General features: G+C 61.0%; 23 protein-coding genes. 14 read left to right on the plus strand and 9 right to left on the minus strand.

Features of this window, described 5'->3' with window-relative positions; all coding sequences use genetic code 11:
- Window positions 1-204: 204 nt before the first annotated feature.
- From EQW76_RS05005 to EQW76_RS05020, 4 genes are all read left to right on the plus strand, one after another.
- Window positions 205-1350, plus strand: coding sequence for a PQQ-dependent sugar dehydrogenase (locus tag EQW76_RS05005; protein ID WP_244615313.1), 1146 nt, complete (start codon window positions 205-207; stop codon window positions 1348-1350).
- Window positions 1351-1467: 117 nt separating this feature from the next.
- The gene (locus EQW76_RS05010; protein WP_142823316.1) at window positions 1468-2358 is read left to right on the plus strand and encodes a DMT family transporter; all 891 of its coding nucleotides are present in this window, start codon (window positions 1468-1470) and stop codon (window positions 2356-2358) included.
- 409 nt (window positions 2359-2767) lie between these two features.
- Window positions 2768-2983 (plus strand): cold-shock protein, encoded by a 216-nt coding sequence (locus tag EQW76_RS05015; RefSeq protein ID WP_142823317.1) that lies wholly within the window; start codon window positions 2768-2770, stop codon window positions 2981-2983.
- 137 nt (window positions 2984-3120) lie between these two features.
- Window positions 3121-3543, plus strand: a complete 423-nt coding sequence (locus tag EQW76_RS05020) for a BA14K family protein (RefSeq protein WP_142823318.1) — start codon at window positions 3121-3123, stop codon at window positions 3541-3543.
- Between the two features lie 60 nt (window positions 3544-3603).
- On the opposite strand, the gene EQW76_RS05025 is transcribed toward EQW76_RS05020, so the two are convergent.
- The gene (locus tag EQW76_RS05025) at window positions 3604-4248 is read right to left on the minus strand and encodes an MBL fold metallo-hydrolase (RefSeq protein ID WP_161991057.1); all 645 of its coding nucleotides are present in this window, start codon (window positions 4246-4248) and stop codon (window positions 3604-3606) included.
- 228 nt (window positions 4249-4476) lie between these two features.
- Here EQW76_RS05025 and EQW76_RS05030 point away from each other — a divergent pair, with 228 nt between their 5' ends.
- Genes EQW76_RS05030 through EQW76_RS05045 form a run of 4 tightly spaced genes read left to right on the plus strand, consistent with a single transcriptional unit; the run spans window position 4477 to window position 7678 of the window.
- Entirely contained in the window at window positions 4477-4971 is a 495-nt protein-coding gene (locus tag EQW76_RS05030; RefSeq protein ID WP_111222719.1) for a MarR family transcriptional regulator, read from the plus strand.
- Window positions 4972-5673, plus strand: coding sequence for a response regulator (locus tag EQW76_RS05035; RefSeq protein ID WP_142823319.1), 702 nt, complete (start codon window positions 4972-4974; stop codon window positions 5671-5673).
- A gap of 34 nt (window positions 5674-5707) precedes the next feature.
- A complete protein-coding gene (locus EQW76_RS05040) occupies window positions 5708-7087 on the plus strand; it encodes an ATP-binding protein (protein WP_142823320.1) in 1380 nt (459 codons plus the stop codon).
- A gap of 9 nt (window positions 7088-7096) precedes the next feature.
- Window positions 7097-7678 carry a DUF1349 domain-containing protein gene (locus EQW76_RS05045; RefSeq protein WP_142823321.1) on the plus strand — a complete coding sequence of 194 codons (582 nt, stop codon included), beginning with the start codon at window positions 7097-7099 and terminating at the stop codon, window positions 7676-7678.
- A 13-nt stretch (window positions 7679-7691) separates the two neighbouring features.
- Here EQW76_RS05045 and EQW76_RS05050 read toward each other — a convergent pair whose 3' ends face one another.
- The 4 genes from EQW76_RS05050 to EQW76_RS05065 form a co-directional block, all read right to left on the minus strand.
- Complete coding sequence (locus EQW76_RS05050) at window positions 7692-8033, minus strand: tRNA-binding protein (RefSeq protein WP_142823322.1); 342 nt, start codon at window positions 8031-8033, stop codon at window positions 7692-7694.
- 16 nt (window positions 8034-8049) lie between these two features.
- Window positions 8050-8883, minus strand: a complete 834-nt coding sequence (gene proC / locus EQW76_RS05055; RefSeq protein ID WP_142823323.1) for a pyrroline-5-carboxylate reductase — start codon at window positions 8881-8883, stop codon at window positions 8050-8052.
- Window position 8884: 1 nt separating this feature from the next.
- Entirely contained in the window at window positions 8885-9385 is a 501-nt protein-coding gene (locus tag EQW76_RS05060) for a YbjN domain-containing protein (protein WP_111222713.1), read from the minus strand.
- Between the two features lie 388 nt (window positions 9386-9773).
- On the minus strand, window positions 9774-10034 hold the full coding sequence (locus EQW76_RS05065) for an accessory factor UbiK family protein (protein WP_142823324.1): 261 nt from the start codon (window positions 10032-10034) through the stop codon (window positions 9774-9776).
- Window positions 10035-10239: 205 nt separating this feature from the next.
- Between EQW76_RS05065 and lgt the strand changes: the two genes are divergently transcribed.
- The 6 genes from lgt (at window position 10240) to EQW76_RS05095 (ending at window position 16294) form a co-directional block, all read left to right on the plus strand.
- Entirely contained in the window at window positions 10240-11106 is an 867-nt protein-coding gene (lgt, locus tag EQW76_RS05070) for a prolipoprotein diacylglyceryl transferase (RefSeq protein ID WP_142823325.1), read from the plus strand.
- A gap of 19 nt (window positions 11107-11125) precedes the next feature.
- Window positions 11126-12226 (plus strand): class I SAM-dependent methyltransferase, encoded by a 1101-nt coding sequence (locus EQW76_RS05075; RefSeq protein WP_142823326.1) that lies wholly within the window; start codon window positions 11126-11128, stop codon window positions 12224-12226.
- A 90-nt stretch (window positions 12227-12316) separates the two neighbouring features.
- Window positions 12317-13114: a peptidoglycan editing factor PgeF gene (pgeF, locus tag EQW76_RS05080; RefSeq protein WP_142823327.1), complete on the plus strand. Its 798-nt coding sequence runs from the start codon at window positions 12317-12319 to the stop codon at window positions 13112-13114.
- 1 nt (window position 13115) lies between these two features.
- Window positions 13116-14267, plus strand: coding sequence for a Xaa-Pro peptidase family protein (locus tag EQW76_RS05085; protein WP_142823328.1), 1152 nt, complete (start codon window positions 13116-13118; stop codon window positions 14265-14267).
- 95 nt (window positions 14268-14362) lie between these two features.
- The gene (locus EQW76_RS05090; RefSeq protein ID WP_142823329.1) at window positions 14363-15256 is read left to right on the plus strand and encodes a hypothetical protein; all 894 of its coding nucleotides are present in this window, start codon (window positions 14363-14365) and stop codon (window positions 15254-15256) included.
- A 105-nt stretch (window positions 15257-15361) separates the two neighbouring features.
- Window positions 15362-16294: a ribose-phosphate pyrophosphokinase gene (locus EQW76_RS05095; protein ID WP_142823330.1), complete on the plus strand. Its 933-nt coding sequence runs from the start codon at window positions 15362-15364 to the stop codon at window positions 16292-16294.
- A 28-nt stretch (window positions 16295-16322) separates the two neighbouring features.
- Here the strand turns inward: EQW76_RS05095 and EQW76_RS05100 are convergent, their stop codons facing one another.
- The 4 genes from EQW76_RS05100 to EQW76_RS05115 all read right to left on the minus strand — a co-directional run bounded on the left by EQW76_RS05100 (window position 16323) and on the right by EQW76_RS05115 (window position 21072).
- Window positions 16323-16709: a DUF779 domain-containing protein gene (locus EQW76_RS05100; protein ID WP_142823331.1), complete on the minus strand. Its 387-nt coding sequence runs from the start codon at window positions 16707-16709 to the stop codon at window positions 16323-16325.
- A gap of 75 nt (window positions 16710-16784) precedes the next feature.
- The gene (gene adh / locus EQW76_RS05105) at window positions 16785-18293 is read right to left on the minus strand and encodes an aldehyde dehydrogenase (RefSeq protein ID WP_142823332.1); all 1509 of its coding nucleotides are present in this window, start codon (window positions 18291-18293) and stop codon (window positions 16785-16787) included.
- Window positions 18294-18538: 245 nt separating this feature from the next.
- On the minus strand, window positions 18539-19498 hold the full coding sequence (locus EQW76_RS05110) for a GAF domain-containing protein (protein ID WP_142823333.1): 960 nt from the start codon (window positions 19496-19498) through the stop codon (window positions 18539-18541).
- A gap of 119 nt (window positions 19499-19617) precedes the next feature.
- Complete coding sequence (locus tag EQW76_RS05115) at window positions 19618-21072, minus strand: hypothetical protein (protein WP_142823334.1); 1455 nt, start codon at window positions 21070-21072, stop codon at window positions 19618-19620.
- Window positions 21073-21158 lie beyond the last annotated feature (86 nt).

Consider the following 21158-nt stretch of genomic DNA (forward strand, 5'->3'; position numbering starts at 1 on the left):
CAGAAACGCTGTGGGACCAGTTTTCTGCGGTAAGGTCTATGTCGAATGTACAGCCGCGTTTCAAGCAGAAAGGCGTCACCGGGACGTTATTTGTGTAACTCGCGCGCGCGGCCTATCACACGATGGCGTGAGACGCGACGGCAATGGCTTGAACCTGCCCTCTCCGCCCCCAGATCTCTCTGCTATCGATCCCGGGAGAAACAGATGACCCTTTCCACCAGAATGCGCGTCGCGATGCTATCTGCAGCTCTGCTGTCGGCCGGACCTCTGGCGGCGGCCGACGACATGGAGGTCATCAAGACGGACAAGGTCCGCGTCCAGGTCGAAACGATTGCCAGCGGACTGGACCACCCCTGGGCAGTCGAAGTTCTCCCCGACGGCGCCTATATCGTGACCGAAAGGCCGGGCGCGCTCAGGATCGTCCGCAACGGCACGATCGAGGCACCGATCTCCGGCCTGCCGAAGATCGCGGCAACCGGTCAGGGCGGGCTGCTCGACATCGCCCTCGATCCGCAATTTGCCACCAGCCGCACCCTGTATTTTACCGCCACCATTGCCGGCCCCGGAGGAACAGGCACCGCTGTTTACAGCGCACGTCTCTCCCCGGACGAAAAGCAGCTGACGGACGTCAAGCGCCTGTTCCTGATGAACCGCCTCAGTGGCGGCGGGCTGCAATTCGGCGCTCGCATCGCCATAGCGGCCGATGGCAGCCTGTTCGTCGGCCTTGGCGACCGTGGCGAGATGGATCGCGCGCAGGATTTCGAGGATGACGCCGGCTCCATTATCCACATCAATACCGACGGCAGCATACCGGCCGACAATCCGTTCAGGAAAAATCCAAAGGCACTGCCGGAAATCTGGTCCAAGGGTCATCGCAACCCGGAAGGCCTCACCTTCGACAGCGCCGACGGAACGCTGTACAGCGTGGAGCACGGCGCAAAGGGCGGCGATGAGATCAACCACCCCGAGGCCGGCAAGAATTACGGCTGGCCTGTCATCACCTACGGCCGTGACTACTCCGGCGAAAAGATCGGCGTCGGCACCGAAAAGGAGGGCATGGAGCAGCCACTGTTTTACTGGGATCCCTCGATCGCGCCTGGCGGACTTGCCGTTTATCGCGGCAAGATGTTCCCCGAATGGAACGGCGACTTCCTGGTGGCCGCGCTGAAATTCAAGCTGCTTTCGCGGCTGGAAAAGGATGCCTCCGGAAAAATAGTCGAGCGCGAAAGGATGTTCACCGGCGCGTTCGGACGGCTGCGGGATGTCATCGTTGCCCCCGACGGCGCATTGCTTCTTACAACCGACGCAACCGACGGCGCGCTCATCCGGATTTCCCGCGCCGTCGATTGAGCCCTGCAGCCGCACAACCTGACCTTGCCTGCCTGAAAAGCAGCTGCTAACAAGCCGCACTCCATCAGGGTGCACTCGCGCCTAGTCTGCCCTCCCCATAAGTTCCAGTTGCATGACATGACGCGCGTTCAGGCGAATCTTCTTCTATTGCTCGCAGCCGCGATCTGGGGCGGCGGATTCGTCGCCCAGTCGACGGCGATGCAGGCCATCGGGCCGCTCTGGTTCATCGGCCTGCGCTTTGCCGTGGCCGCAGTCGTCATCCTTCCGTTCGCCTGGTTCGAAAACCGCCGCGCCGCCACGCCCGTCAGCCCGAAACACTGGCGCGCCTTTATCCTGATCGGTCTTGCGCTGTTCGGAGGTGCTGCCACGCAGCAGATCGGGCTCCTGACCACCAGCGTCACCAATTCGAGCTTTATCACCGGCCTCTATGTTGTCTTCGTGCCATTGATCGCCGTCGGCATTCTCCGGCGTCCGCCACACTGGATCGTCTGGCCGGGCGCCCTGATGGCGCTGCTGGGCATTTTCCTGTTGTCCGGCGGCGCGCTGTCGCGGCTGACGGTCGGCGATATGCTGACGGTCGTCTGCGCCATCTTCTGGGCCATCCAGATCACTCTCGCCGGCACCGCCGTGACCGAGAGCGGCCGCCCGCTGATGCTGTCCGCCGTACAATTCGCCGTCAGCGCCGTGGCCGGGCTTGTTATCGCTGCGGCGCTGGAGCCGATCAGCTTCGACATCATACGCGCCTCGCTCGGTGAAATCCTCTATGTCGGCGTTTTTTCGTCGGGGCTCGCCTTCGCGCTGCAGGTCATCGGCCAGCGCTATACGACGTCGTCGCAGGCAGCGATCTTCCTATCGTCGGAAGCGCTGTTCGGCGCCTCGCTTGGGGCGCTTCTCCTGGGGGAAACCATCTCGCCGATCGGCTATGTTGGCTGCGCCCTGATGTTTGCCGCCATGCTCGTCGTCGAGATCGTCCCCGAGGTCCTCCGGCGACGGGATCGAACCGGCTGAATTCGCGAAAAAATTTGCGCACGAAATCCGTTGTCGACGATGGAAAAAAGCTACGCGTAGCCTGGCTGGTGAAAAATTGCCGCCGACGGCAGCACACTCCGCGCAAGTCATGGGATCGAGGCGCTTCCGACGCTTTAAAGTTTCCCTTGCCAAAGGCGAACAAAGACAGCACACTTGACCCGTTCAGGCGTTTTACGAGCTTGGAAAGTCCTAAAAAGAATTGCGCACCGGGAACGCAAATATTCCGGTCCGCCTCGTCCAAGAGCGATGTTTACAGGTCGTCTTTGGGCAAGGTTCGAGAGACGGGACAATTCCTTAAAATTCGAGAACCGCCTGAAAACTCCCGCAAGGGGTTGAGACACTGGTGCTGTCCGCGGGCATGGCGGGCAGCGAGAGAGGGACATAAGGCATGGCCGAGACTGGCATCGTGAAATTTTTCAACATCGACAAGGGCTTCGGCTTCATCAAGCCTGACAACGGTGGCGCGGATATCTTCGTGCATATCTCTGCCGTACAGGCCTCCGGCCTGGATGGACTGACTGAAAACCAGAAAGTCAGCTTCGACACGGAGCCGGATCGTCGTGGCAAGGGGCCGAAGGCCGTCAACCTGCATGTTTCCGCGTAAACCGGGTCTCTGCCTTTACACGAAACTCAGGCAGAGAGAGCCATCAATATTCAGTCTGGGTTCACCTTGCTGCCGCTAGATTGGCACAATCGAAGCATACGAAACAATTGTTCAAGTTTCTCTGCAAGGACAGGACCATGAAGACTCTCGGAAAGACCATTATCTTGTCGGCCGCTGCTGTCGCATTGACGGTGGCGTCCTTGACACCGGCTGCTGCCGACGATCGCTGGCATCATCACGGCAACGGCTGGGGCTTCGGCGCTGCTGGCCTCGCCACCGGCCTGATTGTCGGCTCGGCTATCGCCAGCCAGCCACGCTATGTCGAACCCGGCTACTACTATGACGACGGCTACGCGCCGCCGCCCCCGCCGCGCTACTATTACCCGCGTCGCGCTTACTACGCACCGCCACCCCCGCCGCCGGCCTACTACGCTGGCGGCCTGCGTCCGTGGTCGCCTCAGTGGTCGCGGTATTGCTATGACCGGTATGCCACTTTCGACGGCCGGACCGGCACCTATGTCGGCTACGACGGCGCACGTCACTTCTGCACCGCCGGCTGAGCGATCATCCGCCATCATACAAAAGCGTCGCCCTCCGGCGGCGCTTTTTTTATGCCGAGGTCACAGACCTCGCAGGTAGGGATTGCTGCGGCGCTCCTCGCCGATCTGCCCGCCCGGCCCATGGCCGCAGATGAAGCCGACGGCATCGCCAAGCGGCAGCACCTTGTCGCGAATGGAGTCCAGCAGCTGCTGGTGATTGCCGCCCGGGAGATCCGTACGCCCGATCGAGCCGTGAAACAGCACGTCGCCGACAAGGGCGAAATTCTGCACCTTGTTGAAATAGATGACGTGGCCAGGCGAATGGCCGGGCGTGTGGAACACCTGGAACTCGTGCTCGCCGAAGGAGACGATATCGCCGTCCTTGAGGAAGCGGTCCGGAATGACGTTCTGGACACCCTCGATGTTGAAGGCCCGACCGCGAGCCTCAATCTGCCCGAGCAATGGCAGATCGTCCTCGTGGGGTCCGATAATCTCCAGCCCCAGCGCCTCCTTGACCTCCTTGGCACCGCCTGCGTGGTCGATATGGCCGTGGGTCAGCCAGATCTCCTTCAGCGTGATGCCGTTTTCCTTGACGGTCTGCAGGATCACGTCGACATCGCCGCCGGGATCGACCAGTACCCCCTCCTTGGTGTCGGGATCGAACAGGATGGTGCAGTTCTGCTGGAAGGGAGTTACCGGAATGATGCCGGCCTGGAGCATGCCCATGGACGCCTCGCGCGTTGAGTGACGATAAGGATCGATATAACGTCAAATGCCGGTCGGGGCAGCCCAGAGACGATAGAAAAGAATGCTCTGTCCTATCCTCTCCTCCGCCGACAGGTGAGCAGCCAGGCTAAAACCCTGCAAACACTGGATGACGTTCATTCCGTGAACGACACCGCCGCCGCTCTGCGCTAGGTTATCCCTGTCCCAAAAGAGGAAGGATGTGCCAAGGTGCCACGCCAGACGAACGAGAACGAGAAATCGGACCTGCTGTCGACGCCGCTTCAGGATACCGGGGGCATCGATTTCGAGATCATTGAGCTTCTCTTCTTCGCCTATCGCGATTTCGTCTCGGATCCGGACGCAATTCTGGCCATCGGCGGCTTTGGCCGGGCTCATCACCGCGTGGTGCATTTTGTTAACCGTGAACCGGGCATGACCGTTGCGGACCTTCTGGAAACTCTCAAGATCACCAAGCAGAGTCTGGCGCGGGTGCTCAAACAGTTGATTGATTCGGGTTATATTCATCAGGTTGCCGGCGACGAAGACCGGCGACAGCGCAGGCTCTATCCAACCAGAACAGGGCGCGACCTCGCGCTGGCGCTGGCCGAGCCGCAATCGCGCCGTATTGAAAAGGCATTCGAAGGAAGTTCGGCTCCGGCGCGAGACAGCGTCAAGGCCTTCCTGCGGGGGATGCAGGATCGACAGAAAAACGAGACGGATTGAATGACGACAAAAATGCCCATTTCGGACGATGCCCCGCACCTTCTGGTGGTGGACGACGACACCCGTATCCGGGTCCTTCTCAACCGCTACCTGATGGAGAAAGGCTTTCGCGTGACTGTTGCCGCCGAAGGCGCAGAGGCCCGGCGCAAGCTCGAAGGTCTGGATTTCGACCTGATCATCATGGACGTCATGATGCCCGGCGAATCCGGCATATCGCTCACCGCAGCCCTGCGGGAGATCAAGAACATCCCGATCATCATGCTGACGGCTCTCGCCGAATCCGATTCCCGCATTGCCGGCCTGGAGGCAGGAGCCGACGACTATCTCTCCAAGCCCTTCGATCCGCGCGAACTGGTGCTTCGCATCACCAACATCTTGAAACGAAACTCGCCGGCCGATGCACCGAAGATCGAACAGGTGATGTTCGGCCCCTATACCTTCTCGCTGTCGCGCAAGGAATTGAAGCGCGCCTCCGAGGTCATACGGTTAACCGACCGCGAGCAGGACATCATGCTGCTGTTTGCAAGGAAAGCCGGCGAAACCATTCCGCGCCATGAATTGATCGGCGATGATGCCGATGTCGGCGAGCGCACCATCGACGTCCAGATCAACAGGCTGCGCCGCAAGATCGAGGACGATCCTGCAAACCCCGTCTGGCTTCAGACGGTGCGCGGTATAGGCTACCGTCTCAGCATCGACTAGACTGAAGCGGACAGAGCCGGCAGGACCCGTAACGATGGCAGCATTCGACACGATCAGGCGCAACCACGAGCACGTGCCGACGTCGCGCATCAAGTCGGCAAACCGCTGGCTGCGTCGCCGCCTGCCGACCGGTCTCTATACGCGCTCGCTGCTGATCATCATCATCCCGATGATCCTGCTGCAGGCCGTCGTCGCCGCCGTGTTCATGGAGCGCTACTGGCAGATGGTGACCCAGCGGTTGTCGATGGCGACGACCCGCGATATCGCCAGCATTATCGACATCATCCAAACCTATCCCCAGGATGCCGACTACACCGAAGTCACCCGTATCGCTCGCGACAAACTCGGGCTCAGCATATCGATCGAGGCTAACAGCGAACTGCCGAGGCCGCTTTCCAAACCGTTCTTCTCCATCCTCGACGATATCCTCAGCGAGGAAATCCATGAGCAGATCAACCTGCCCTTCTGGATCGATACGGTCGGTGATTCCGGCGTCGTCGAAATCCGCATAAAGCTGAAGGACAAGGTCCTGCGGGTCTTTGCCCGCCGCAGCCAGACCTATGCCTCTAACACCCAGATCTTCATTTTCTGGATGGTCGGCACCTCGTTGGTGCTCATCATTATCGCGGTTCTGTTCCTGCGCGGCCAGATCAGGCCGATCGAAGCGCTGGCCAGGGCCGCCGAGAGCTTCGGCAAGGGCCAGAAGATGGAAACCTTCCTGCCACGCGGCGCCGACGAAGTCCGCCGCGCCGGCCTCGCCTTCATCCTCATGCGCGAGCGCATCGAGCGCCAGATCGAGCAGCGCACGGCGATGCTGAGCGGCGTCAGCCATGACCTGCGCACTGTCCTCACGCGGTTCAAGCTGCAACTGGCGCTGGCCGGCGACAATCCTGACCTCGCGGGCCTCAACGAGGACGTCGAGGACATGCAGAGCATGCTTGAGGGCTACATGGCCTTTGCTCGTGGCGAAGCGGAGGAGGACGTCGGAAGCCTGAAGCTGACCGATCTTTTCGACAGGCTGGAGGTCGATTTCAGCCTGCATGGCAAGTCGTTCGCCTATGAACTCGAAGGCGACAACGTCGTCTCCGTCCGCCCCAACGCCTTCAACCGGCTGGTCACCAACCTTGCCTCGAATGCACGGCGCTACGCCAATACCCTGCGTATCGAGGCCAAGCACAGCGCCCGCTGGCTGACGGTCGTTTTCGATGACGACGGCCCCGGCATTCCGGCCGCCAACCGCGAGGACGTCTTCAAGCCGTTCTTCAGGCTCGACGCCGCACGCAATCTGGACAATTCCGGCACGGGCCTCGGTCTGTCGATCGCACTCGACATCGCCCGCAGCCATGGTGGCAACATCACGCTCGGTGACAGTCCTCTTGGTGGCCTGAGAGCCACCGTCCGTATTCCTGCCTGAGGAGGCCCTATGACGTTCGATCTTTCGGCAATGACCTGGCTGAATGAACCGCCTTTATCGGAGTTGCGCGACGGACGACTGTTCGTCCGGTCCGGCGAAAAAACCGACTTCTGGCAGGGTACCTATTACGGCTTCCACCGGGACGACGGCCACTTCCTGCACCAGCCACGCCACGGCGATTTCACGGCCAGCGTCAGCTTTTCGGGCCATTACGAACATCTCTATGACCAGGCGGGCCTGATGATCCGCCACGACGCGACGCACTGGGTCAAATGCGGCATCGAATTTACAGATGGCGCCAAGCATTTCAGCGTCGTCGTCACCAACGGGCATTCCGACTGGTCGGCCTTCAGGCTCGATCACGACTTCGATGCCTTGTCGGTGCGTGTGACCCGCAACGGCGACGCGCTGTTCATCCAGTACCGCACGGACGCAATGACCGACTGGCGCATGGCAAGGCTCGCCTATTTCAACCCGGCGATCACGGAGTTGATGGTCGGCCCGGCCTTCTGCTCACCGCAGCGCGCCGGCTTCGAAGCGGAGTTTTTCGATTTCAGCGTTACCGACCCAGTGTCGCGGGATATCCACTGAGCGGCAATGCCGTTCACATCATCCGGCGCCCGTTCGGCGCGCCACGCTCGACAGCGGCAAGCACGATGGCGCCTGCCTCGTCCTCGAAACCGAGGGTGAGCACTTCCGAGCGGAACGGCCCGATCTGGCGTGGCGGGAAATTGACGACGCCGAGCACTTGGCGACCGATCAACGTTTCAATTGTGTAGTGGACGGTGATCTGTGCCGAGGATTTCTTGATGCCGATCTCCGGGCCGAAATCGATTTTCAGCTTGAAGGCCGGCTTGCGTGCCTGCGGAAAATCCTCCGCCTCGACGATCGTGCCGACGCGGATGTCTACCTTCTCGAAATCGCCATAGGTGATCTCTTCGGTCATGGGGAGCTCCGTTGTGTCAGCCAGCCAGTTCCTGCGCACGCAGACGGGCAGCAGCGATCGCCTCGTCGAACAACGGCTGCATGCCGTCCTCTGCCATCAGCACGGCGAGAGCCGCTGCGGTGGTGCCGCCCGGCGAAGTGACGTTCTGGCGCAGCCTCGACGCATCGTCGGGGAGCTGGTGAAGAAGTTCGCCAGCTCCCGCGACGGTTTCCCGTGCAAGACGCATGGCGAGGTCCGCCTGCAGGCCAAGCTTGCGACCTGCCTCCGCCATGCATTCCACGAGATAGAAGACATAGGCCGGTCCGCTTCCGGAAACAGCCGTGACGGCATCGATATCTGCTTCCTCGGGCACCCATTCGACGGGGCCGGAAACTTTCAGGAGATTCTGGACGATCTGGCGACGGCGCTCGTCTGTCGCCTCGTTGGCATAGGCGCCGGTGACGCCACGACCGACCATGGCCGGCGTGTTCGGCATGGCGCGGACCATGGCTGCCTTGCCGAGATGGGTCTCGAGGAAAGCCAGCGTCTTGCCGGCCGCAACGGATACGATGACTGTCTCAGTGCCCACGGCATGGCGCAGCGACGGCAGCACCGCTTCCATCACCTGCGGCTTCAGCGCCAGAAAAAGAACGCCGGCCTCTATACCCTCGGGCAAACTGGTGACATGACGGGCGCCGGCTTCCGCAATCATCGTCAGCATCGGGGCTGCCGGACCCGGATCGACGACGATCACCGAAGAACCGGCAACACCGCTCTTCAGCCAGCCAGTCAGCAGCGCGCCGCCCATATTACCAGCACCGACCAGAACGATCGGCCCCGAAGAAGGGACGGAAGCGGCGGCAGGCGTCATATCAGCACTCACCAACGGTTTCGAACAGGACAGCTTCCATCGCGCTCTTGGCCTCCATGCCGGACCAGACGACAAACTGGAAGGCCTGATAATACGCTTCGCAGGTTTCAAGACCGTTGGAAAGCAGCACTTCAACCTGACGGTTGGTCGGCTCGGCGCCACCGGCGAGCAGCAGCGACTGGCGGAAAATCACCACGTCTTCCTGGCGCCACAGGTCGAAATGACCCATCATCACCTGGCCGTTGATGCAGGAGAGCAGACGGATGACTTCGTTGACGCGGGTTTCTGCGACCTTGATGTCGAACGCGCAGGCAATGTGCAGGGCCTCGCACTCTTCCATCCATGAAAACGACACGTGATAATCGGCCCAGTGGCCGGCTACGGTCATGGCGATCTCGTCTTCGCCCGACCTCTCGAAGGACCAGTCGTTATTGGCAGCGACGAACTCGATCATATCGACCGGGTTGGACTGGCGCTCAAGTTCAATTTCCATCAGGCTCATACAGCACCTTTTCAACCGGAGTGAATGCAGCTGCTTGTGCTTCAACACACTACCCTGCAGACAGTAACTCCGGCACAACCACTGGGATGATGTTGAACGGGGCCAGTATATCGTGACCACCATGCCCGGAGCTTACCAAGGCCGTTCCGAATCATCATTTAAAATCAGTGTATAGGCGCTGTAGGCCGGCGCCATCCCCTCAAATTACAAATCCCCGATCCGCCTGTGGAAAGGTGTTGCGAGATCGATTCAGAAGCGAGTCATAAATGACTCTGGCGATTGAGTTTTTTGTACATGTCCACAGGTCTTAAAAAATTCGTTCAAATGATAACAAAACGGGCATGGTGGAGATCCACCATGCCCGTCGGACCAGCCTTGGGGGCTGAAATCACTTTGCCTTGGCGGAAAGCTTCGCCTCGAGCGCTTCGATACGGGCCTTGAGCGCATCGTTTTCGTCACGCGCCTTGACCGCCATTTCGCGCACGGCTTCGAACTCCTCGCGCTTGACGATGTCCATGCTGTTAAGCCAGCGTTCGGCCTGGGCATTGAAGGCGGTTTCGATTTCGCGGCGGACGCCCTGCGCGGCGCCAGCGGCATCGGTCATCAGCTTGGCGAATTCATCCATGATGCGGTTCGGTCCTGTGGTCATGCTGCTCTCCTTTGCGGCCAACGGCCCGGTGAAGGGTTTTCACCTCCAAGATAGTGTTGAGTTAGGATTTCGGAAGTCCCGTTGCAAGCGGTTTAAGCCGTGGGCAACTCAGCACAGCGCTTGCAATTGTCATGGTTCGGTTTAATCGACATCATCATGCCTCGTTTCGGCAGCATGTTCAGCGCGCATTATTGGATCGATCACCTTGCAGACACCCGCCCTTCTTATGGCAATGATTCCCTTCCCGGATATCGATCCGGTGGCCTTCTCCATAGGTCCGCTGGCGATACACTGGTACGGACTTGCCTATGTCATCGGCATCCTGCTCGGCTGGGGCTATGCGAGGCGTCTGGTCACCAACGAACGACTGTGGCGTGATGGCAAGGCGCCGATGACCATTGCCCATCTCGATGACTTCGTTGTCTGGATTGCACTCGGCATCGTGCTTGGTGGTCGCATTGGCTACGTGTTGTTCTACGACATGCAAGCCGTCAGCGAAAATCCGCTGCGCGCATTCGAAATCTGGAACGGAGGAATGTCGTTCCATGGTGGCCTTATAGGCTCGACCGTCGCGATGATCCTGTTCTCCCGCCGCAATGGCATTCCGATGTGGAGCCTGTTCGACGTCATCGCCACCGTCGTGCCGATCGGACTGTTCTGCGGACGCATCGCCAATTTCGTCAACGGCGAACTCTGGGGTCGCGTCTCGACGGTGCCGTGGGCTATCGTCTTTCCGACAGGCGGGCCGCTCAGCCGTCATCCGAGCCAGCTCTACGAGGCAGGCCTCGAGGGCATCGTGCTGTTCCTGGTGCTGTTTGTCATCACCCATTGGCTGCTGACCCTGAAGCGACCGGGCCTCACCAGCGGCGTTTTCGTCACCGGCTATGCGCTGTCGCGCATCTTCGTCGAGTTCTTTCGCGAACCGGATGCGCAGCTCGGCTATCTCCTCGGTACCGACTGGCTGACCATGGGTATGGTGCTGTCGCTGCCGATGATCCTGCTCGGTCTCTGGGCTGCCATACGCGCTGTTCGGGCTGTCCGGGCCGATACCATCCAGCGACATCCAGTCTGAGCGTTTCGGGGGAGATGCGATGACAACCGCGCTAGGGGAAAAGATCAAGACCATCATCCGCGCCAACGGGCCGATCAGCGTCACCGATTATTTCTCGCTGTGCCTCGCGGACCCGCAGCACGGCTACTACCGCACGCGCGAACCCTTCGGCCCTTCCGGCGACTTCGTGACCGCGCCAGAGGTCAGCCAGCTGTTCGGCGAGATGATCGGCGTCTTCATGGTGCATGCCTGGCAGCGCCACGGCACGCCGCCGGGTGTGCGCCTTGTCGAGATCGGCCCCGGTCGCGGCACGATGATGTCGGACATGCTGCGCGTCATTCGGCGCCTTGCACCGCTGCTCTACGACAGCATGCAGGTGCATCTGGTCGAAACCAGCGAACGACTGCGCGACATCCAGCAGGAGACGCTGCAGTCCCATGGCGCCAAGGTCGCCTGGCATGTGGATTTCAACGACGTCCCCCATGGCTTCACGCTGCTGGCCGCCAACGAGCTGTTCGATGCCATCCCGATCCGCCAGTTTGTACGCACCGCAACGGGCTTTCGCGAGCGGGTGGTGGTGCTCGACATCGATGACGAGCTCAGCTTTGCTGCCGGCATCGCAACCCTCGATCCAGCACTGATGCCTGAATCCGCGCCCAAGACGCCGCTCGGCACTGTCTTTGAAATCGCCCCTGCCCGCCAGGCGGTGATGAGCGCCATCTGCGAGCGGCTCGGCAGCAATGGCGGCACTGCCGTCATCATCGACTACGGCCATCTGTCGACGGGTTTCGGCGACACGCTGCAGGCCGTGCGGATGCATGAATACGATCCGCCGCTCGCCCATCCCGGCGAAGCGGACCTCACCAGCCACGTCGATTTCCAGAGCCTTGCCGAAGCAGCGCTCGCCGAAGGCATCCACGTCAACGGTTGCGCCTACCAAGGCGATTTCCTGATAGGGCTCGGACTGGCGGACCGCGCCGGTGCGCTTGGCCGGGGACAGGACGGCACGGTGCAGCGCGATATCCAGCTAGCCGTGGACAGGCTGGCCGGCGCTGGCGAAGGCAAGATGGGGGAACTGTTCAAGGTGCTGGCAGTTTCCAGTCCGGCCATCGACCTGATGCCGTTCCGCCCGGTGGATTGACAGCCCGCCTGCCGTGGGGAAAACATCTGCGCCATCGAAGCAGCGGACCGCACGCCAGGCAACGGCTGCGCAAGCCAGACGAAACCGGACGTGAAGGACGACTCATTGCTGCAACCCCTGGAAAGCCCGCTGCTGGCGGCAATCGGCCGTCCCGGCATCCGCCACGGCTACTTTACCCGACAAGGCGGCGTCTCCGAGGGTATCTATCGTGGCCTCAATGTCGGACTCGGCTCCCGCGATGAGCGGGCTGCGGTCGAGGAAAACCGCCATCGGGTCGCTGCGTGGTTCGGCCAGCCGGTCGAAAGGCTCGCCACCGTCCATCAAATCCACTCCGCCGACGTCGTTACCATCGATGCCGGCTATGACGGCACAAGACAGCAGGCCGACGCGCTGGTGACAGCCGTGCCCGGCATAGTGCTCGGCGTGCTGGCAGCCGATTGCGGCCCGATCCTTTTTGCCGATGCCAAGAACCGGGTGATCGGTGCAGCCCACGCGGGATGGAAGGGTGCGCTGACAGGCGTACTCGAAAACACCATCGACGCGATGGTGTCGCTTGGCGCAGAGCGCAGATCGATCGTTGCCTGCCTCGGCCCGTCGATCAGCAGCAGCAGCTACGAAGTCGGCCCGGAGTTCGTCGAACGCTTCCTCGCCCATGATCCGGCCTACACGCGCTATTTCTCGGGGTCGGCCAATCAGGGCCACGCGATGTTCGACCTGCCGGCCCTCACCATCGACCGGTTGACGGCAGCCGGCGTCACGGCCGAAAGCCTGGGCCTTTGCACCTACCCCGATGCCGACCGCTTTTTTTCCTACCGCCGCACGACCCATGAGCGCCAGGAAGACTACGGCCGGCAGATCTCAGCCATCGCAATCGAGGACACGTTTTAACATGGCCCTGCACTTCGAACGCACCGAATTCGCCGACCGCCTCGCAAGGTTGACGGCAAAGATGGAAGAGGAGAAGCTCGACGCGATGCTGCTCTTTGCCCAGGAGAGCATGTACTGGCTGACAGGCTACGATACCTTCGGCTACTGCTTCTTCCAGACGCTGGTGGTAAAGGCGGACGGCACCATGACGTTGCTGACCCGCTCGGCAGACCTGCGCCAGGCGCGCCAGACTTCCATCATCGAGGACATCCACATCTGGGTCGACCGCATCAACGCCGACCCGACGCTCGATCTGAAGAACCTGCTGAGCGAAATGGACCTGCTCGGCGCCCGCATCGGCGTCGAATACGATACGCACGGCATGACCGGCCGCGTCGCACGCCTGCTCGACGATCAGCTGACATCGTTCGCCCAGCTGGTCGATGCTTCCTACCTCGTCGGCCGTCTCCGGTTGGTAAAGAGCCCGACCGAACTTGCCTATGTCGAGCGCGCGGCAGCCCTTGCCGACGATGCGCTGGATGCGGCGCTGGCATTGACCGGGCCCGGCGGCGATGAAGCCGCGATCCTTGCAGCCATGCAGGGAGCGGTATTTTCCGGCGGAGGCGACTATCCGGCCAACGAATTCATCATCGGCTCCGGCATCGATGCCCTTCTCTGCCGCTACAAGGCGGGCCGTCGCAAGCTGGATGCCAACGACCAACTGACGCTGGAGTGGGCCGGTACCTACGCCCACTACCATGCTGCCATGATGCGCACGATCGTCGTGGGCGAGCCGACACATCGCCACCGCGAGCTGTTCAGCGCCTGCCTCGAAACTATCCAGGCCATCGAGACCGTGATGAAGCCGGGCCATAACTTTGGCGACGTGTTCGACATGCATGCGAGGATCATGGACGAGCGCGGCCTGGCGCGGCACCGGCTCAACGCCTGCGGCTATTCCCTCGGCGCCCGCTTCTCGCCCTCCTGGATGGAACAGCAGATGTTCCACATCGGCAATCCGCAGGAGATCGAGCCCGGCATGTCGCTGTTCGTTCACATGATCATCATGGATTCCGACACCGGCACGGCGATGACCCTCGGCCAGACCTACCTGACGACCGCGGACGCTCCCAAAACTCTTTCGCGCCATCCGCTCGAATTTCTTAACCGGTAAGGGCGTATCCTGTCTCTTCGAGCGGGAACGAGGATCAAGCCGATGCTGTCCTGTCACCCGCCGGCTCAACCGGGCGATGAAGGGACGCAGGAACCATGGTGTCTGTCAGGTCGATACCGATCATCGTGGTCGCATTCGCGGCCTTGTCCGCCTGTAACACGACCGACGCGCTGACACCTCGGGTCGGTATCGGCGACGATGTCGCCTCCGCCCCGGTCACCCAGCGCGAGGTCGAGCGGATGGCGGCGGCTCCCCACCAGCCGACTTATGGCGCCCAGACCCGGGACAGCTATCAATCCAGCTACCAGCAGCAGGGCTACAGCACCACCGGCAGTTCATCCGCAACGCTGGACGAGCAGGCCGATGCGCTGCGCAGCGGCGGCCGCAACCCGGTTGCGTCCAAGCCGCTCCACGATGGCATGTCGCAGGGTCAGGATGACGCGGAAAATTCCCTGCCGTCGCAATCCGACGAGCAACGCGAGGCCGAGCGTCGACTGAGCGACCCGCAGCCTGCGCAAGAGCAACAACAGGCCGCCGAGCAGAGCGATCAATCCGACGCCGGGCAACAACAGCCCGATGGCGAGCAGCAGCAAGCATCGCTTCCGCCGGCTGCAGCGAGCGACGGCAACACCATCCGCTTCCTGCCGATTATCGGAGGACCGGTTGAGGCCGTTACGCCGCTATCGCGACAGCTGGGCGTTGAGGCGCGCGCCAACGGGCTGACGATCAAGGGATCGGGCGACACCGCCGCCGCCTACATTCTGAAAGGCTACCTCACGACCTTTGCAGACGGCCCCCAGATCACCGTCTCCTACGTCTGGGACGTGCTGGACAGCACCGGCGGACGCCTGCACCGTATCCAGGGCACGGAGAGCGTACCGCTGAAGCGCGGCGATCCATGGGCCGCTGTTCCGCCCTCCGTCATGCAGAAAATCGCCTCGAAGACGATCGCCGAATTCAATGGCTGGCGTCAGACACGCGGTGGATAGCATCCCCCCTACACACAATTCTGGGCTTCACTTGTCCTAAGCCCTTGCATTCGAGACCGGGGCGGTTAAAAGCGCGGCTATCAAACTGGAAATGGGCGGACCAAAATGAAGGTTTTCGCAGGGAACTCGAACCGGCAACTTGCCGAAGCGATCTGCAATTATCTCAACGTGCCCTTGGGCAGGGCAACTGTCCGCAGGTTCGCAGACCAGGAGATCTTCGTCGAGATCCAGGAAAACGTCCGCGGCGAGGACGTCTTCCTTGTACAGTCTACTTCATATCCTGCTAATGATCACCTGATGGAACTGCTGATCATGATCGACGCAATGCGTCGGTCTTCCGCTCGGCGCATTACTGCCGTTCTTCCCTATTTCGGTTATGCCCGCCAAGACCGCAAGCCCGGTCCGCGCACGCCCATTTCTGCGAAGCTGGTGGCCAACCTAATCACCGAGGCCGGGGCTGACCGTGTTCTCACACTCGACCTTCACGCCGGGCAAATTCAGGGCTTCTTCGACATCCCGACAGACAATCTTTACGCCTTGCCAATCCTGACGCGGGACATCAAGGCGCATTACGACATCAGCAACATCACTGTTGTTTCCCCTGATGTCGGCGGCGTAGTTCGCGCACGGGCGCTTGCCAAAAGATTGGACTGTCTGCTCGCGATCGTTGACAAGCGGCGCGACCGCCCGGGCGAATCCGAAGTGATGAACATCATCGGCGACGTCCATGGCAAAGATTGCATCTTGATCGACGATATTGTTGATTCCGGCGGTACGCTAGTCAACGCCGCCGAAGCATTGTTGAAGAACGGCGCCCTTAGTGTCACCGCTTACATTACCCATGGGGTGTTGTCCGGTGGCGCCGTCACCCGCGTAACATCGTCGAAACTGAAAGAGCTGGTCATCACCGACTCGATCCAGCCGACGACAGCGGTACAATCTGCCCACAACATCCGCGTCATCTCGACGGCGAGCCTCATGGGCGAGGCGATAAACCGGACCAGCCTGGAAGAATCAGTTTCCAGCCTGTTCGACTGAGACTGCCGTCACCGCAAATGTATGACTCCTAGACCCTTTTCACCAAGGGGATCGCGCAGGCTTCGCCTCCGTCGAACATTCGTGAGCGCGTCAGAAACCTTTTCTCGCGGCCGTTGTCGAGCGAGAACATGCCGCCCCTGCCCGGCACAACGTCGATGATCAGCTGTGTGTGCCTCCAGGCTTCGAACTGGCTGCCGGATATGTAGACCGGGACGCCGCCGATCTCGCCGAGCTTCACGTCATGATCGCCGATCATGAACTCCTCCACGGGGTAGCACATCGGCGACGATCCATCGCAGCAGCCGCCGGACTGGTGGAAAAGCACGTGGGGATGGTCGACCTGGATTTCGCGGATCAACTCCAGCGCCGCATCGGTCGCCAGAACCCTCGGTTCGCCATTGATGGTTTCGGACATCTCGCCTCCTGCAAACGCTTTGCCCTCCCCCTTTGTCAGGGAGAGGGCCGATAGCTTCAGCCATTCGCACCGCTCTCAGAAGAAACCGAGAGCCTTTGTGCTGTAGCTCACCAGCATGTTCTTGGTCTGCTGGTAGTGATCGAGCATCATCTTGTGGTTTTCACGGCCGACGCCCGACTGCTTGTAACCGCCGAATGCCGCATGGGCCGGATAAGCGTGGTAACAGTTGGTCCAGACACGTCCCGCCTGGATTTCGCGGCCAAAGCGGTAGCAACGGTTGGCGTCACGGCTCCAGACACCAGCACCGAGGCCGTAAAGGGTGTCGTTGGCGATCTCCAGCGCTTCCTTGTCGTCCTTGAACATCGTCACCGAGACCACGGGGCCGAAGATCTCTTCCTGGAACACCCGCATCTTGTTGTGGCCCTTGAAGATCGTTGGCTTGACGTAGAAACCGTTGGCGAGTTCGCCGCCGAGGTCGTTGCGCGAGCCGCCAGTCAGCACTTCCGCGCCTTCCTGCCGGCCGATGTCGAGATAGGCCAGGATCTTTTCCAGCTGCTCGCTGGAGGCCTGCGCGCCGATCATCGTGGCGCTGTCAAGCGGATTGCCCTGCTTGATCGCCTCGACGCGCTTGACGGCCTTTTCCATGAAGCGGTCATAGATCGATTCCTGGATCAGCGCCCGGCTGGGGCATGTGCAGACTTCGCCCTGGTTGAGCGCGAACATCGCAAAGCCTTCCAGCGCCTTGTCGAGGAAATCGTCGTCCTGCGACATGACGTCGTCGAAGAAGATGTTCGGCGACTTGCCGCCCAGTTCCAGCGTCACGGGGATGAGGTTCTGGCTAGCATACTGCATGATCAGCCGGCCCGTCGAGGTTTCGCCGGTGAAGGCAATCTTGGCGATGCGCGGGCTGGTGGCCAGCGGCTTGCCAGCTTCGAGGCCAAAGCCATTGACGATGTTGAGAACGCCGGCAGGAAACAGGTCGCCGACCAGTTCGGCCCAGATCAGCAGGGACGCCGGCGTCTGTTCGGCAGGCTTGATGACCACGCAATTGCCGGCAGCAAGCGCCGGCGCGAGCTTCCACGCGGCCATCAGGATCGGAAAATTCCATGGAATGATCTGGCCGACGACACCGAGCGGTTCATGAAAATGGTAGGCGACCGTGTCGTGGTCGATTTCGCCGATCGAGCCTTCCTGGGCACGGATGCAGGCCGCGAAATAGCGGAAGTGGTCGATTGCCAGCGGAATGTCGGCCGCCATGGTTTCGCGGATCGGCTTGCCGTTATCCCAAGTCTCGGCCTTGGCGAGCAGCTCTAGATTGTCCTCCATACGCTGCGCCACCTTCATCAGGATGTTCGAGCGCTCCGTGGTGGACGTCTTGCCCCAGCTATCCTTGGCGGCATGGGCGGCGTCGAGGGCAGCGTTGATGTCCTTCTCGTCGGAGCGAGGAATTTCGCAGAGTTTGCCGCCGGTCACGGGGGTGGTGTTGTCGAAGTATTTTCCGGAGATCGGCTCGCGCCACTGGCCACCGATGTAGTTGCCGTATTTCAGCTTGAACGGCGACTCGACGATTTTCTGATGCAGCATGTCATTCTCCCTGGGTGAACTGATCCTGCGGATCGATGGGAGGAACCTGCACCCGGAAAGGCGCCTGAGGTAGAGCCGGCAATCAATGCCGCAGTGCACAGTGTTTCACTTGTGAGACAAGATGATGCCTATGCGACAGGCAAACGATCACACGATAGGCAACATCTACCCGGTCGGCTCGGTCCACACAGCCTCATGAGACTGCGTGCGAGCCGTATTGCCCATCGTCAGCTCCGACTGAAATGTCAGTGAAGCGCGAGCTTCTTCATCTTGCGGTGCATCGTCGCGCGACTGATGCCGAGCTGCTGGGCTGCCTGGGAAACGTTGCCGTGGTTGCGCGACAGCACGCGGCGCAGGGCTGCGCGTTCGGCCTCCATGAGGTCTGCGCCATCGTCACTGCGATCCTCGTGCAAGGCATCGGATGCCGGCAGTCCAGCCTTTATCCGGGCATCGTCGAGTTTGAGCGCCAGCCTTGCAGCGCGGGTGGCGCCGAGAATGAGGTCGTCCTTGTCGACGGCCAGAAGCGCTGCCGCCGGATTGCTGCCGCTTGGAACCATGACAATTCGGGAGCCGCGAAAAGCGCTGCGGAAGAGATTGGTCTCGATGCGAAGCGCGGCATCGCGCACCGCCTGCGACAGGATGGCCAGCGCCATTTCGTTGACGTCCTCGCGGCAGGTCGAAATATCGAGCGCGGCCGTCAGCTGCCCACGATGGTCGCGGATCGGCGCAGACGTGCAGCTGAGATTGATGTTCGAAGAGAGAAAATGCTGGTCGCGATAGATAGTCACCGAACGCTCGTCGGCCAGTGCTGTACCGATGCCGTTGGTCCCGGCGCTGGCCTCGCTCCAGACGGCGCCAGGCCAAAGCCCGAGGCTGCGAAAATCCTTGTCCTCGCTGCCGGTTCCGCGCCGCTCCAGCGCAACGCCCTTGCTGTCGGTGAGAAGCAGGCAGCAGCCGGCCTTGCCGACCGTCAGGAACAGGCGGTCGAGCTCGTCGGTCGCTTCGACGATGAGTTGTGCCGATTGCTCCCTTGCCAGCCGGAACTCCTCATCCGTCAGGCGCAGCGGTGCGCGGTTCTGCTCCGGCGCCAGCTGATACATCGACATGCAGCGGTGCCAGGAGGCTATGATCGGTGAACTCGCCGCAGCCGATTTAAGCTGCGCGCTGGCGTAGACCCGCTCCGCATGAGCCATCTCATTGTGCATGCGCCCCTCCCAAGGCTTCGAAGCTGAAATCTTCGCGCGAAACGCCGGCAAGCGCAATGCCTAAGTGCAGCTTGCCATTGGTATCGGCACGTGAAGGGCAGCTCCTCGAAAAGGCGTCGTCACTTTGCCGGGGTGATTACCTGGCCATTGACGGTGAAGGCGCCATCCTCGGTCACAGTCACATCCCAGCGCTGCCGGCCGTCCGGATCGGTCTTGGCAAATCCCTTCGCCATCATCATCCCAAAGGAGATCTGGTTAAGCTCAGCGTCGGTCTTTGCGGCATTCTGGACGAAGGCGATAGTCTTGTCGTAGTCGCGGGAAAGCACGCTCATCTGCAACGCGTAGCGATTGGTTTGCTGGAGGTTGGAGACAACCTTGCCGGAGACAGCGATATCATAAACGCTGGAAACCGCGCTGATCTCGGGAAAGTCGATCGTCAGCTTGTCGTTTGGAAAGATGGCACTGCCGATCTTCCGGCCGCTTTCAGTGGACAGGCCCTCCGGCGTCGAGAAATCGGTGTTCAGCAGTATGTCGGCAGCCGCCGCGAAGTTCATGTCGGGGATACCGACTTCCACCACGGTCGTGTCGGGCACCAGCGCCTCGTAGCCCTCTGGCACCAGGCCGGAAGCAAGCTTCAGCTTTTCCGCCCTCAGCCCGAAGCCGATGCTGGACGCTTCGGTCAGGCCGTTCATCTTGAAGGAGTAGGTGAGCTTGTCCAGCGACGCCGTCCCGACATCGGTCAGTACCGAGAGATTGCTGGCGACGGCGGTTTCCTCGAGCGAGCCGAACAGCGGCAGCGCATTGCGCACCAGCTTCTGGAATTTTTCGCCACCGCGCTTCGACAGCTTCTTGGCTTCGGCGTGTTCGAAAACAAAGCGGATGAGATCGCGCAATGCATTGATCGGTACGCCGGTCGCCTTGGCGTCGAATGTCATATTGTCCGCCTTGATCTCGGCATTGCCCGAGGCCTGGCCGGCGATCTTCTCGTAAAAGCTGGGCATCGCACCGCTGGCGAGCATATCGACGGTGCCCGGCCTGGCCGTATCGATGGACGAGAACTTGTAGGTCATGCCGGCAGCGCCAGCCTCGACCTTTTGAGCCCCTGAGATCGAGGACATTCTGAAGTCCCTCGCCGTCGCATCCAGCGAGCGCATGTAGCTGATCGCAGGATCGAACACCCCGCTATAGACCATCGACCCCATCTGATATTGGATATCGGTCGCCGGCCCGTCGCCCAGCTTGGAATGAGCGGAAATATCGAGGGAATTGTCGCCATCGATGTTCCACAAGCCCTTCTCCGCAGGCGCCGCGAACATCGTGAGCGGCTTAAGGCCGGAAATCGTGAAATCAGGGGAAGGAAACCGGTCGAGCAACTTCGTGAGGTCGTAGGTAACCTCGTAACGATTGCCTATCGGCTTGACGGAGAGGAAAGTGCTGGCGATATCGTGGGGCAGGAACGCGCTGAGCGAGTTACGCAGATCCTTGGCACCCTGCTCGTTCACCTCGGCGCCGTAAGATGCGCCTGAAAGACCGGTTGTCAGAACGATTGCAGCAGCGATGGTCCGGTAACGCATAACAACTCTCCCTATGCCGTTGCACCGGGCGACTGTGAAAGACGACGCTACAACCTGTCAACCGTCGATCCGCCGAAACCCGACCG

It is taken from the genome of Rhizobium sp. rho-13.1 (genome assembly GCF_007000305.1).
Lineage (GTDB): Bacteria > Pseudomonadota > Alphaproteobacteria > Rhizobiales > Rhizobiaceae > Rhizobium > Rhizobium rhododendri.